The following is a 13998-nucleotide window of genomic DNA, read 5'->3' as shown; positions in this document are numbered from 1 at the left end:
GCGCACGTAGGCCTAGAAGTACTTCGCCTGCAGGTAGCTCAGCACCGCCTGGTGCTCCGAGGCGCTCAGCTCGCGGTCGTAGACGAGCACGGCTGCGGTGTCCATGTCGAGGAACGGCGAGCCGTCGATCTCCGCGCCCAGGCGGATCCGCGTGGTGCCGGTGGTGAACGCACGGGTGCCGGTGTCGATCTCGACGCCGTCGCGGTAGTGCACGAAGGTGTCGTCTCCGTAGGTGATGGACTGGATCATCCAGCCCGTGCCGGTGCCGTCGACTCCTGAGTCGAAGTCGGTGCACCACCCCTGCAGGCCCAGGTCGCCGTCCTTGGCGACACCCACGCCGAAGGTGTCGTCGCAGCCGTTCTTGCCCCAGGAGAACCCGCCCCAGCCGTTGGAGTCGTAGTTGACGACCGTGACGACGGTGCGGTCCGCGTTGCCGGTGGGCATGGCCAGGTTGCCCAGGCGCTCCAGCGCGTCGCCGTCCCCGTCGAACGCGATGGCGGGCGCGCCGCTGGGGGTGGTGGTCAACGTCGGGTCGCCGGTGGCGGTGAGGTCGTTGCCGGCGTCGGACATGTCGGTCCAGCCGGCGACGGTGCCCGAGCCGGCGACGCCGGTGTCGGCTTCGAGGCACAGGGTGGTGGCGGCGCCGAAGGGTGCGGAGCAATCGCTGGGGGCGGCCTGGGGTGTGGCGGAGGCCTCGGTCGAGGCGGTGGAGGCGTTGTCGGAGTCGTCGATCGCCGTGACGGCGTAGAAGTACTCGGTGCCGTTGGTCAGGGCGTCGTCGACGAAGGTGGCCTCCGTACCCGTGGCGACGGGGGCGTCGGCCTCGGTGTCGATCGCTCCTGCCGTGGTGGCACGGAACACCTGGTAGCCGGCGAGATCGGGCTCGGATTGAGCATCCCAGGCCAGCGTGATGGTGCTGTCGCCGGCGGTGGCAGCCAGCCCGGTGGGCGCCGCTGGTGGGGTCGTGTCGGGAACGATGACGTCCGGGGTCGCGGAAGCCTCGTTGGAAGGGTTGGACTGCAGTCCGGCGTCGTCGAAGGCGGTGACGGCGTAGAAGTACTCGGTGCCATTGGTGACGGTGTCGTCGACGAAGCTCGTGCCAGTGACGGTGGCCAACGGAGTGTCCGCAGCGGTGTCGATCGCGCCCGCCGTGGTGGAGCGGAACACCTGGTAGCCGGCAAGGTCTCCGTGGGGGTCGGTCGACGCGGTCCAGGACAGCTCGATCTGACCATCTCCGGCTGCCGCGTCGAGCGCGCCGGGCACCGCCGGCGCCACATCCTCCACCACGCCCGTCACGTACTTGACGTCGAGATAGGCCTCCACCTGGTCGAGCTGCTCGTCCGTCAGCACGCGGTCGTAGACCAGCACGGCTGCGGTGTCCATGTCGAGGAACGGTGCGCCGTCGATCTCCGCGCCCAGGCGAATGCGGGCGGTGCCGGTCGTGAGATGGCGGGTGCCGGTGTCGATCTCGACACCGTCGCGGTAGTGCACGAAGGTGTCGTCGCCGTAGGTGATGGTTTGGGTCATCCAGCCCGTGCCGGTGCCGTCGACATCGGAGTCGAAATCCGTGCACCAGCCCTGCAGGCCCAGGTCGCCGTCCTTGGCGACGCCGACGCCAAAGGTGTCGTCGCAGCCGTTCTTGCCCCAGGAGAACCCGCCCCAGCCGTTGGAGTCGTAGTTGACCACGGTGACGACGGTGCGAGCGCCGTCCTCTTGGGGCATGGCCAGGTTGCCCAGGCGCTCCAGCGCGTCGCCGTCCCCGTCGAACGCGATGGCGGGGGCGCCGCTGGGGGTGGTGGTCAACGTCGGGTCGCCGGTGGCGGTGAGGTCGTTGCCCTCCGGGGACATGTCGTTCCAGCCGGTCACGGTGCCGCCTCCCACGACCCCGGTGTCCGCCTCCAGGCACAGAGTGGTGTCGCCACCGAAGGGCGCCGAGCAGTCGCTGGGGGCGGCCTGCGGGGTCGCGGAGGCCTCCGTCGATGCCGCGGAGGCGTTGTCGGACTCGTCGATCGCGGTGACGGCGTAGAAGTACCCAGTGCCATTCGTGACGGTGTCATCGACGTACTCGGTCTGCGTGACCGTGGCGACGGGGGCGTCGGCCTCGGTGTCGATCGCGCCCGCCGTGGTGGCACGGAACACCTGGTAGCCGGCGAGATCGGGCTCGGACTGAGCGTCCCAGGTCAGCGTGACGGTGCTGTCGCCGGCGGTGGCGGACAGCCCGGTGGGCGCCGCTGGTGGGGTGGTGTCAGGAACGGGCACCGCGGGCGTCGCGGCGACCTCGTTGGAGGCGGCGGACTGCAGCCCTGCGTCGTCGATCGCGGTGACGAGATAGAAGTACTCGGTGCCGTTGGTGACGGTGCCGTCGGTGAAGGACGTTCCGGTGGCCGTGGCCAGGGGAGTGTCGGAGCTGGGGTCGATCGCACCGGCCGAGGTGGAGCGGAACACCTGGTAGCCGGCGAGGTCGCCGTTGAGGTCGGTCGACGCGGTCCAGGACAGCGCGACCTGGCCGTCGCCGCCGACGGCGCTCAACCCCCCTGGCGCGGACGGCGGGACGTCCTCGACGGTCCCGGACAGGTACTTGCTGTCCAGGTACGCGGAGGCCTGGTCGAACTCGGCCGAGCTCAGCGCGCGGTCGTACACGAGGATCGCCGCGACGTCGATGTCGACGTACGGCGCTCCGTCGATCTCACGGCCGAGCGTGATGCGATCCGCCGCGGTGTTGAAGGCCGCCGCCTTCGAAGCGATGGTGGAGCCATTGCGGTACTGCGTCAGCTGGCCGCCGTCGTAGACGCTGCCCTGCACCAGCCAGCCCGCGCCGTTGGCGTCGATGTTGGAGTCGGCGTCCGCGCACCAGCCCTGGACCGCGAGGTCGCCGTCCTTGGACACCACGTTGCCGTACGTCTTGCCGCAGGCGTTGACGCCCCAGCTGAACCCACCCCACCCATTCGAGTGGTAGTCGACCACGGTGAGGACGGTGCGATCGCTGTTGCCGAGGGGCATGCCGTTGAGGCCGCCGCCGCGTTCGAGAGCGTCGTCGGCACCGTCGAAGGAGACGGCCGGGAGCCCGCTGGGCGTGGTCGCAGCAGCGAACGCCGGGGCGCCGAAGGCGTCTGCGAAGTCGTTGCCACGGCCGGACTGGTCCAGCCACCCACCCACCGAGTTCGAGCCATCCATGATGACGTTCAGGTCGGACTCCACGTGCATCACGAGGCCGTCGAGCGGCAGGTCGCTCGAGACCGGCTGGGTGTCGACGGTGAAGCTCACCGAGTCGGTCGCCTCGGGGTGGGCGTAGACCTCGTGGGCGGAGCTCGCGATCGTGGCCTCCACCACGTGCCCGCCATCCGCCACGTCGGTGAAGGTGTGGGTCTGGGCGCCCGCCGCAACGGTGACATGACTGCCCCCGTCGAGTGTGAGGTGCACGTGATCACCGGGAGCGAGATCGCCGCTGGTGGTCCATGTGACGTCGACGTTCGAGTCCCTCACGGTCTCGCCGGACGTGGGCGACGTCAGCGTCACCGACGGGGGAACGGTCGCGCCCTCGAAGTACTGCTGCCGGAGGTACGCCTCGACCTGGTCCCGTTCCGCGTCGACCAGCGCGCGGTCGTAGACCAGGATCTCGGCGACGTCCATGTCGATCCTGCGGTTGCCGTTGAGCTCCCCGCCCAGCCGGATGATGCCCTGGGCGGTGTTGTAGACGTGCGAGCCCGAGCCGATGGGGACGCCGTCCTTGTAGTGGACGTAGCCCGAGCCGGACTTGACGATGGACTGGACGAGCCATCCCCCGCCGTCTGCCGGGGCACCGGAGTCGGCGTCGTTGCCGGAGCCCCAGCCCTGGATTCCGAGGGTGCCGCTCGCGGTGCGCACCGGTCCCCAGGCCTGGTTCGTGTAGGGGCTGCCGTAGGTGAAGCCGGCCCAGCCGCCGAAGGCGGAGCCGCCGTCGTACTTGACCACCGCGAACACCGAGCGGTCGTCGTCCCCGGTGGGCAGGCCGGAGAAGAACGAGCGGCCCAGCACGTCGTCGACGCCGTCGAAGCTCACGACGTCGTGTCCGGAGAGCGCGCTCGGCACCACGGTGGGGGATCCCGTGATCACTCCGAGTCCGTTGCCGGACGGGCTCAGGTCGTTCCATCCGGTGACCGCGCTGCCGCTGGTGGAGACGCCCTGGTCGCCCTGGAGCCGCATGACGAGGCCGTCCGGGACTGGAGCGGCGCAGACCCCGTTCTGGACGAAGACCGCCGTCACGGTCGCGTCGGCGTCGCCCACCGTGTAGGTGTGAGTCTGGTCGCCGCCGTCGGACCAGCTGTCGAAGACGTAGGAGTCACCGTCGAGGCATTGGGGCGAGCGCGCGCTGATCGTGTGCTCGAAGCCGATCAGCGTGTCGTGCACCCATGGCGCCTCGTGAGGGATGCTGTCGAGGTGCGTGATCAGCCCCGCGGGCTGGGTCGCGACGGTGAGCTCGACCTTGTCGGGCCGCACCTGCACCGTGTCCGTGCCGACCAGCCCGCTGGAGTCGGCCACCTCGAGCGTGAGCTCGTACCACGTGTCGTTGCTGTAATCGTGGCCGCTGGTGCCGATCTCGAAGGATCCCGTGGGTCCGTTCGGGATCACATCAGCCGGGTGGAAGTGGTTGTCGTGGCCGAACTGCAGCGTCCAGGAGTAGTCCTCGGGGTCCAGCGGGCCGTCATCGGTCGCGACGCCCTCCACCTGGATCGTGTCGCCGGCACGGAACAGCGCACCGTCGACCGGCGAGGTGATCTCCACCTCCGGCACCACGCCCGCCTGGATGAGCTCAGAGTCCGAGACCACAGTATGGCTGCCGTCTGAGACGCTGACATAGGCCTCGTACTGCCCCTCCGTGGTGTAGGTGTGCTGCGCGGTCGCGCCCGTCGCTGTGGTCCCGTCCCCGAAGTGCCAGGTGTAGGAGATGGGGTCGCCTTCGGGATCCGTCGCGGACGCCGCGAAGTTCACCGTGAGCGGGGTGGGCCCGGTGGTGGCGTCCGGCTGCGCCGAGGTGATCGTCGGCGCCTGGTTGCCACCTTCGTAGACGATGCGACGGATCTGGCCGCTCGCGATCATCGCGTAGTACAGCGCGCCGTCCGCGCCCTCGGCGAGCGACACGATCGTGTGCGTTCCGCCTGGCAGCTGCTCAGACGACTTGAAGGGGAAGTCCCCGGTGACCGTCTCTCCGGTCTCGTCGAAGCGCAGGTAGCGGATGAAGTTGCGGGCGTAGTCGCCGTAGAAGTACACCCCGTCCCACTCAGCGGGGAACTGGTTGCCGCGGTAGACGAAGCCGCCCGTGATCGAGGCATTGTTCCGAGCCTGGCCTGAGTGCGGGTAGGCGAAGATGGGCTCCGCGAGGTCGCCATCCTCGATCCCGCACTCGGGGAAGTCCGTGTAGGGATAGGGTCCCTCGCAGCCTGGCCAGCCGTAGTCGAGACCGCTGTAGGCCGGGTCGTACTTGGCGATGTGCAGGTCCTCCCACGACTCCGGGATGTCATTGCCGCCTACCTCGCCGATGAAGAATCGGTTGGTCTCGAGGTCCCACGACGCGCGGAACGGGTTGCGCAGCCCGTAGGCCCAGATGTACGGGTGGACGCCGCCGGCGCCGTCCGCGAACGGGTTGTCCGGGGGCACGTCTCCGTCCGGCTCCACGCGAATCACGGAGCCGCTCGCGTCCTGCAGGTCCGCCGCTCGATCGCCCACGAACTTGTCGCCGACGGTGAGCCAGAGGTTGCCGTCAGGTCCGAAGTCGAGCCCACCGCCGTAGTGGCAGCAGCTCGTGTAGCCAGTCGTGTCCTCCCACACCACGAACTCCGAGCTCAGGTCGCCACGGCTGGTGGTGCCGCCCGTGTTCTCGACATGGTCGAAGCGCGCGATGCGCGCTCGCTGCGTGGATGTCGGGGTGTAGTAGAGGAAGAACTCCCCGGTGGAGGCGAAGTCGGGGGAGATGGCGATGTCGATGAGTCCGCGCTCAGCGTTGATGGTGATGTCCTGGAGCGTCAGGTAGACCTCGGTGACCATGGGCACAGTCGCCGGGTTGCCGATCTTGATCTGGCCGCCCTTCTCGAGCACCAGCATGCGGCCATCGGGGAGGAAGTCCAGCGAGATGGGCTGATTCAGTCCGGTCGTCAGCACCGCCTCGTCGGAGAAGCCCTCGAGTGACAGCGGATCGCTCTCTGCGGCATCGGCAGACTGCGGGGAGAACACGGCGACGGGCGCCAGCACCGCGAGCACGAGCGCGATGGAGAGCAGTCGCCGCCCCCCGGCGCCTGTCTGGTTGATCCGCTCTGCGCGCGAGCGCGCACCAAAGACTGCCATCGATTCCCCCCCGGAGCCGAGTGAATAAAGTCACACATGACTTGAGCGCATACTACCGCGCACGGTATCCCGCGCTACCCCCAGTTTTCTGAGGCGAGTGACGGTCAGCTGCACTCGAGCCCGTTGGAGGGCGCGCGTGCCGCTGCGGGCGACAGCTCCGCGAGGACGTCGCCCACGGCCTCGTCTGCGCGCACCGTGGGAACGGTGAGCTCGAGCGCGGGGGAGCGGCCGAACGTGACCGCCACCCGTGCATCGGCCGTCTCGCTCACCAGCCAGTCCACCGAGGCGGCGGGCGTTTCCACGGTGACGCACCGCTCGGTGGTGGGGCCAGGTGGCTCGACGCCGCAGCGCGCCACGATCTCGTACTCGCTGCCCCACGCCTGCGTCGCCTGCGACGTGGTGCCGCGCATCTCCAGGCCGCCCACCGCGGTGGGAACGGCGAGCATCACCTCTGCGCAGTCCGGGTCCGCCGCGTACGGGGCAGGATCGACCACGAGCGGATGAGCGCAGCCGGAGAGCGCCAGTGCAGACGCCGCGACGAGGGTGAGCAGGGCGCGACGAGACATGAGGCCCAGCCTAATTCGCCGCGGGGGCGGTGAAGGCGGTGCGCATGCGGCGGGAGTCGAGAGCCCAGGCCATCCCGAGCATCACCATCGAGAACACGATCTGCTCGGTGACCATCCAGACCGGCAGCAGGGCTGGCACCGCGGCGATCGCGAGCGTCACGAGAGGGAAGATCTTCGAGAACAGCGTGAGCCGCGTCCACGCCCACACGTATCCGTCGCGAGCGCGCAGCCAGAAGTAGAACAGCGTCGTCGACAGCACGAGGCCGATCACGCCGCGCATCCATCCGATCAGCGCGACGTCCTCCCCGTGCTCGTCCAGCCATGCCGCGGTGGCGACGGTCGCGACCGCGATCGCCACCAGCGCGACGAGCATCGCCAGGACCCACCGGAAGGTGAGGCGGATGCGCGGATGTCCGAGCGCATCGGCGCTCACGCGCGTGCTGGCCTGCCGGCCGGCCGCCAGGCGGTCCAGCCGTTCGAACAGGCGTGTCATCGATCCTCCCGAGGTCGAGGACAAGGGTACGGCCCGGTGCGCGGGGCGCCGTGCAGGGCAGGCGTGCGCCCGCCGTAGGCTCGTGCCATGACGACCATCGGAGACATGGACGAGGACGCGCTGATCGCGCTCTTCGCACCGCGACTGCCCGCCTCCGATGCGGAGATCCTGGGTCCGGGCGACGATGCCGCGGTGCTGGCCGTCGACGGGCATCTGGTGGTGAGTGCCGACGTGCTGGTGGAGAGCCGCCACTTCCGCCGCGAGTGGTCGACCGGGGCGGACGTGGGGTGGCGCGCCGCGATGCAGAACCTCGCGGACATCGACGCGATGGGTGCGGTCCCGACCGCGCTGGAGGTGACGCTGTGCGCGCCCGCCAGCACACCCGTGGACTGGGTGCTGGGCCTTGCGGATGGACTGCGGGAGGCGTGCGAGCCGCACGGCGTCGGAGTCGTGGGAGGAGACCTGTCCGGCGCGAGCGAGATCGTGGTGTCCGTCACCGCGCTGGGCGAGACTCACGGCACCGAGCCCATCACGAGGGCCGATGCTGCCGCCGGAGACGTGGTCGCGGTCTCCGGAGCGCTGGGTGCGGCTCGTGCGGGGTACGAGCAGCTCGCGCGCGAGCTGCGCGTGGACGAGGAGGCGGTGCAGCTCTTCCTGCGGCCGCGACCGCGCATCGGCGCCGGACTCGAGGGTGCTCTCCACGGCGCGACGGCCATGATGGATCTGTCCGACGGTCTGGTGCGAGACGCGGGCCGCCTGGCGCGCGCCTCGGAGCTGGAGCTGGCCATCGATTCCGCACTGGTGCCCGTCCACCCGGCCGCCACGCGCACGGCCGATGCGCTGGGAGCCGGCCCGGACGCGCTCGCCTGGGCGCTCACCGGTGGCGAGGACCATCACATGCTGGCGACGTTCCCGCGCGCCTCGGCTGTCCCCCAGGGCTGGACGATCGTGGGCGAGGCGCACGAGGGCCAGGCGCGCCTGCTCGTGGATGGCGCGGAGCCCACCAGTCGCGGCTGGGATCACTTCGACAGCGGCACTCCTCAGGGGTGAGGTGCCTCATCGCGCCGCAGGCATGGCTGCCGCTGACGGCCCTGGACAAGCACAAAGGCCGACTCCCCGAGGGGAATCGGCCTTGGTGAGAGGCGCCAGGTCAGATGGCGCGCTGGACCTTGCCCGCCTTGAGGCAGGAGGTGCAGACGTTCACACGCTTGGGGGTACCCGCCACGACGGCGCGCACGCGCTGGATGTTCGGGTTCCAGCGACGCTTGGTCCGGCGGTGCGAGTGCGAGATCGAGTGACCGAAGGACGGTCCCTTGCCGCAGACGTCGCAGTTGGCAGCCACGATAGTTCTCCTAAAATTACCTGCGCACAGCCCCGAGTGGGCGGCGCCACGATTGACAGCCTGAGATCAGGCAACCGCACTAGGGTATCCGACGCACACCCCTGTGAGCAAACCGCGCGCTCGGCTCAGCGCCGCTCGCCCAGAGGTTGTCTGGCCCTCATGACACGATAGGGCCTCAGCAGGCCCTCCCGGGCCGCTCGGGAGAGGACTGATGGCGGAGACGACGGAGTTGCGGCGCTGGCTCGATTCGGGCGTGCGCGCGGTCAAGCAGGCGCGCGAGCGCCTGGACTCGATCAACGTCTTCCCGGTGCCGGACTCCGACACTGGCACCAACATGTACCTCACGCTGCAGGAGGGCAATCGCGCCGTCGCGAAGCTCAGCGCGGACGCCACGCACCGCGAGGTGGTGGCGGCCTTCGCGCGCGGCGCGCTGATGGGGGCGCGCGGCAACTCGGGAGTGATCGTGAGCCAGTACCTCGCCGGCTTCCTGTCCGCGATCGACGAGCGCGGCGGCTTGGGCAACGTGGACGCGCAGCAGATCGCTCAGTCGCTGGACCTCGCCGCGGATGCCGCCTACCGCGCCGTGAGCTCGCCGGTCGAGGGCACCATCCTCACCGTCGCGCGTGCCGCGGCCAAGGGCGCCTCCGATGCCGTGGCGCTGGGCTCGCGTCGCGAGGCGACTATCGTGGCGGCGGTGATCTCCGCGCGAGCCGCGCTTGCACGGACTCACGATCAGCTCCCCAGCGCGCACGAGGCGGGCGTGGTGGACGCGGGCGCAGCGGGGCTGGCGCTCCAGCTGGAGATGCTGGCCGAGACCCTCGCAGGCCCGGACGCCCTCGCGGCGCTGGACGAGGTCGAGTGGGAGATCACGGACCGCGGCGCCCTGCGCATGCACGACGCCGCGCATCTGTCCGGTGGCGCCTACGAGGTCATGTTCGTGACGAGCTCCGAGGCCGACATCCGCGACGCGCTGACCGGGGAGCTCGAGACCATCGGGGACTCGGTGGCGGTGACGGGAGCGCACGATCTCTGGCAGGCCCACGTGCACACGGACGAGCCGCACCTCGCAGTCGAGCGCGGAATCGCGTCGCGGGCGCGGCAGATCGTCGTGCGCAACGTCCGCGTCGCGCACGAGCTGGACCGGGCGACCACGGGGATCGTCGCTCTCACGTCGTGCCCCGGGCTTGCCGAGCCCCTCGCGGACGCCGGCGCGGTGGTGCTGGTGGTGCCCGATCCCACCGCGCTCAAGAAGCGCTCGTTGCGACGCGCGGTCAAGGATGCCTCGGGCGTGTCCGCGGTGGTCGTCGCCGGCCACCCGGCCCTGCGGGCCGCCGCGCAGGCGCTCGAACGCAAGCGGCGTCGTCCCTCGCTCACGGTGCTCGAGGCCCAGCACGAGGCGCACGTGATCGCGGCGGTGGCCGCGGCCGCACTCGTGACGCCCGGCCAGGACGTCGCGACGGAGATGGCGCGTGCCGTGGAAGCGACCGCGGTGGGGCAGTCGACCCCTGATGCTCTCGACGACGACGTCGACCGGATGATCGACCGCTCCACGGAGGTGGTGTCGCTGGTGCTCGGTGCGGGCGTGCCGGACGCCGTCGCGGACTCGGTGCGACTCTCCGTCCACGCCGCCGCGCCGCTGGCGGACCTGAACGTCTACCGTGGCGAGCAGGCGGCGCCACCCGTGATCATCGGGGTCGAGCGGACGCTGTGAGCGCGCCTGACAGACTCGCCGAGCCGCTGGCGAAGGTCCTGGGCTCCCGCACCGCCGCAGGTCTGGGCAAGCTGGGGCTCGAGACGGTCGAGGATCTGCTGCGCCACTACCCACGCCGCTATGGCAGTCCCGGCGAGATGACGGACATCGCTGCGCTGCGCGCCGGCGAGCACGTCACGGTGATGGCGCAGGTACGCCAGGTTCAGGTGCGCAGCATGCGCAGCCGTGGAGGGGCGATGCTGGAGGCCGTCGTCAGCGACGGGCGCGACAGCCTCCAGCTGACGTTCTTCGCCAAGCGCGCGGGAGTGCTGCGCATGCACGAGTCGAAGCTCAGGCCGGGCCTCACGGGGCTGTTCACGGGGACCGTGGGCGAGTACCGCGGGCGTCGCCAGCTCACGCATCCCGACTACCTGATGGTGGGCGTCGATGCCGCGGACGAGGACGAGGCGATGCTCGAGGCGTCGCGCCCCATCCCCATCTACCCCGCGGCCGCGAGCGTGCCCACCTGGCGCATCGGCCGGTCCGTGCGCGCAGTGCTCGATCCGCTCGCCGATGGCGACGTCCCCGATCCGCTCCCTGCCCACGTACGCGACGAGCGCGGCCTGCCCACGCTTCTCGAGGCCCTGAGGCTGGTCCATGTGCCCGAACGGGACGAGGACTGGCGGCGCGGGCGCGACCGGCTGCGCTTCGAGGAGGCGCTGGTGCTCCAGACGGCCCTCGCGCGGCGTCGCGCGGCCCGCGAGGCGCTCGCGGCCGTGCCACGGCCCCCACGCGATGGTGGGTTGGTGGACGCGCTCGACGCACGCCTGCCGTTCCCCCTCACGGGTTCGCAGCGCGCCGTGGGGAAGGAGATCGCTGAGGCCCTGGCGAGCTCGACTCCCATGATGCGCCTGCTGCAAGGCGATGTGGGAGCGGGCAAGACCGTGGTGGCGCTGCGCGCGATGCTCCAGGTGGTCGACTCCGGCGGCCAGGCGGCCCTGCTGGCGCCCACCGAGGTGCTCGCGGCCCAGCACCTGCGGACGCTCGAGCAGCTCCTGGGATCGCTTTCCCACGGAGGGATGCTGGGCGGTGTCGACGGAGCGACCCGGCTGGCGCTGCTGACCGGCTCGCAGGGCTCGAAGGCTCGGCGCGTCGCGCTGGGCGAGGCCGCGTCCGGCGCCGCCGGGATCGTGGTCGGCACCCACGCGCTGCTGAGCGAGGGAGTGCAGTTCGCGGATCTGGGTCTGGTGGTCGTGGACGAGCAGCATCGGTTCGGCGTGGAGCAGCGGGATGCGCTGCGCGGCCGCGGCGAGCACCCCCCGCACATGCTCGTCATGACCGCGACCCCCATCCCACGCACCGTCGCGATGACGGTGTTCGGAGATCTCGAGACCTCGCTGCTCACGGACAAGCCGGCGCACCGCGCGGCGATCACCACGCACGTGGTCCCTGCCGACAACGACGCCTGGCTCACGCGAGCATGGGCGCGGGTGCGCGAAGAGGTGGACAGTGGCCGGCGCGTGTACGTCGTGTGCCCGCGCATCGACGCGGAGGACGAGCCGGAGGCAGACGACGCGACCGCCGAGGCGACGGTCACCACCGAGGGCGCGCTCGCACTCGACGGTCCGCCGGAGCAGAAGGCTCCGCTGGCGTCCGTGGCCCAGACGGCCGCGATGCTCGCCGAGCGTCCGGAGCTCGCAGGCGTGCGCATCGGCGTGATGCACGGCCGCCTGAGCACGGACCAGAAGGACGCGGCGATGGCGGCGTTCGCGGCGGGCGACGCGCCGGTGCTGGTGTCGACCACTGTCATCGAGGTGGGCGTCGACGTGCCGGACGCGACCATGATGGTGGTGCTCGACGCCGAGCGGTTCGGCATCTCGCAGCTGCACCAGCTGCGCGGACGGGTAGGTCGCAGCGACCTCGAGAGCCTGTGCCTGCTCGTCTCGCGCGCCGAGCCGGGATCCTTGTCGCACGAGCGGCTCGCCGCCCTCGCATCGACCACGGATGGGTTCGCGCTCGCGGAGAAGGATCTCGAGCTGCGCCGCGAGGGCGACGTGCTGGGCGCGGCTCAGTCCGGCGGCCGCAACTCGCTGCGGCTCCTGCGCGTGGTGCGGGATGCGGAGCTGATCGAACAGACGCGCACCGTGGCGCGCGGCCTGGTGGACGCGGATCCGGACCTGACCGGCAGCCCCGCCCTGGCAGCGGCGATCGACCACTGGTTGGGAGACGAGCGCGAGAGCTTCCTCGAGCGCGGCTGACCGACGTCCCGCACCACCTCCTCTGAACCCGTCGTGGTCCTCGCGAGGTGGTGCGCGACCGCGAGGTAGCGTGGTCGCATGCCCGCCCCGATCGCCGCCGCCGGAGCTCTCGCCGATCTTCGCGAGCGCGCCCAGCGCGAGCTGACAGGGAACATCCTGCCGTTCTGGGAGCAGCGTGCCTTCGACGCCCACGGCTGGCTCGCGGGCACCGTGCGGGACGACCTCTCGGTGGACGCCGACGCACCCCGCCACAGCGTCCTCGCCGCCCGCATCCTGTGGACCTTCGCGGAGGCCGCGAGGGCGGATGCGGGGGCGCAGCGCGAACGCTGGCTCGCCGTGGGCGCCACCGCCCTCGACGTGCTCACGGGAGCGTTCTGGGACGCGGAGCACGGCGGCGTGGTGTGGTCGCTCGACGCCCAGCGCAGGCCGCTGTCGGACCGCAAGCAGGTCTACGCCCAGGCCTTTGCGATCTACGGCCTCGCGGCATGGTCGCGCGCCGCACGTGATCCCGAGGCTCTCGCGCGGGCGATGACCCTGTTCGAGCTCCTCGAGCGCCACGCAAGGGACACGGAGGGCGGAGGCTACCTCGAAGCGCACGCCCGCGACTGGGGTGAGCTCGAGGACATGGCGCTCTCGAGCAAGGACCTCAACGTCCCCAAGTCGATGAACACCAACCTGCACGTGATGGAGGCCTTCACGACGCTGCTGGACGTCTCAGGCGACCGGGTCGTGGGCGAGGCCCTCGCCGCCGTCCTCGATGCAGTCCTCTCGCACATCCTGCGCCACGAGCCCTGGGTGCACTGTGCGCTGTTCTTCGACCGCGGGTGGACCAGCCAGGTGGACACCATCAGCTTCGGTCACGACATCGAGGCCAGCTGGCTGCTGTGGGAGGCGTACGAGGCGTTGGAGCGGGCCGGTCTCGCGAGCCCCGAGCTCGAGAGCCGCACGCGCGGCGCGGCGCTGGCGCTCGCGGACGCGGTGCGCGATCACGGCGTCGACTCCGACGGTGGCGTGATGTACGAGGGCGACCCCACCGGCGTGACCGCGGCGGAGAAGCACTGGTGGCCCCAGGCCGAGGGCGTGGTGGGATGGCTCAACGCGTTCCAGATCGCGGGGCGCGATGCGGATCTCGTGAGCGCCGTGCACGCGTGGGAGTTCCTCGACGCGCACATCGTCGACCACGCCGCGGGAGAGTGGTGGGCGCAGGTGGACCGCGACCGGAGACCCATGGTCGAGCATGAGTCGAGCTGCCGCATCGGCCCGTGGAAGTGTCCGTATCACAACGGCCGCGCGTGCCTCGAGGTGATGCGCCGCATCCAGGCGTGACGGGC

The 13998-nt window shown here is 70.8% G+C and carries 8 protein-coding genes; 4 read left to right on the top strand and 4 right to left on the bottom strand.

Going from position 1 to position 13998, the window contains the following annotated elements:
* Positions 1-12: 12 nt before the first annotated feature.
* The 3 genes from Dac01nite_RS09460 to Dac01nite_RS09450 form a co-directional block, all read right to left on the bottom strand.
* The gene (locus Dac01nite_RS09460; protein WP_203656311.1) at positions 13-6318 is read right to left on the bottom strand and encodes a PQQ-dependent sugar dehydrogenase; all 6306 of its coding nucleotides are present in this window, start codon (positions 6316-6318) and stop codon (positions 13-15) included.
* A 104-nt stretch (positions 6319-6422) separates the two neighbouring features.
* Positions 6423-6884, bottom strand: a complete 462-nt coding sequence (locus tag Dac01nite_RS09455; protein ID WP_203656309.1) for a DUF3515 family protein — start codon at positions 6882-6884, stop codon at positions 6423-6425.
* Between the two features lie 10 nt (positions 6885-6894).
* The gene (locus tag Dac01nite_RS09450) at positions 6895-7377 is read right to left on the bottom strand and encodes a hypothetical protein (protein ID WP_203656307.1); all 483 of its coding nucleotides are present in this window, start codon (positions 7375-7377) and stop codon (positions 6895-6897) included.
* A gap of 87 nt (positions 7378-7464) precedes the next feature.
* Between Dac01nite_RS09450 and Dac01nite_RS09445 the strand changes: the two genes are divergently transcribed.
* Positions 7465-8427 (top strand): thiamine-phosphate kinase, encoded by a 963-nt coding sequence (locus tag Dac01nite_RS09445; RefSeq protein ID WP_203656304.1) that lies wholly within the window; start codon positions 7465-7467, stop codon positions 8425-8427.
* A gap of 100 nt (positions 8428-8527) precedes the next feature.
* Here the strand turns inward: Dac01nite_RS09445 and rpmB are convergent, their stop codons facing one another.
* The gene (gene rpmB / locus Dac01nite_RS09440; RefSeq protein WP_203656302.1) at positions 8528-8719 is read right to left on the bottom strand and encodes a 50S ribosomal protein L28; all 192 of its coding nucleotides are present in this window, start codon (positions 8717-8719) and stop codon (positions 8528-8530) included.
* 211 nt (positions 8720-8930) lie between these two features.
* On the opposite strand from rpmB, the gene Dac01nite_RS09435 reads away from it, so the two are divergent.
* From Dac01nite_RS09435 to Dac01nite_RS09425, 3 genes are all read left to right on the top strand, one after another.
* Positions 8931-10430 (top strand): DAK2 domain-containing protein, encoded by a 1500-nt coding sequence (locus tag Dac01nite_RS09435; protein ID WP_203656301.1) that lies wholly within the window; start codon positions 8931-8933, stop codon positions 10428-10430.
* Positions 10427-12667, top strand: coding sequence for an ATP-dependent DNA helicase RecG (locus Dac01nite_RS09430; RefSeq protein WP_203656300.1), 2241 nt, complete (start codon positions 10427-10429; stop codon positions 12665-12667). Before Dac01nite_RS09435 ends, Dac01nite_RS09430 begins: the two co-directional genes overlap by 4 nt.
* 78 nt (positions 12668-12745) lie before the next feature.
* Positions 12746-13993 (top strand): AGE family epimerase/isomerase, encoded by a 1248-nt coding sequence (locus tag Dac01nite_RS09425; protein WP_203656299.1) that lies wholly within the window; start codon positions 12746-12748, stop codon positions 13991-13993.
* Positions 13994-13998: the final 5 nt, after the last annotated feature.

The organism is Demequina activiva (assembly GCF_016862815.1).
GTDB lineage: Bacteria > Actinomycetota > Actinomycetes > Actinomycetales > Demequinaceae > Demequina > Demequina activiva.
This window is presented reverse-complemented; position numbering and strand designations above follow the sequence as displayed.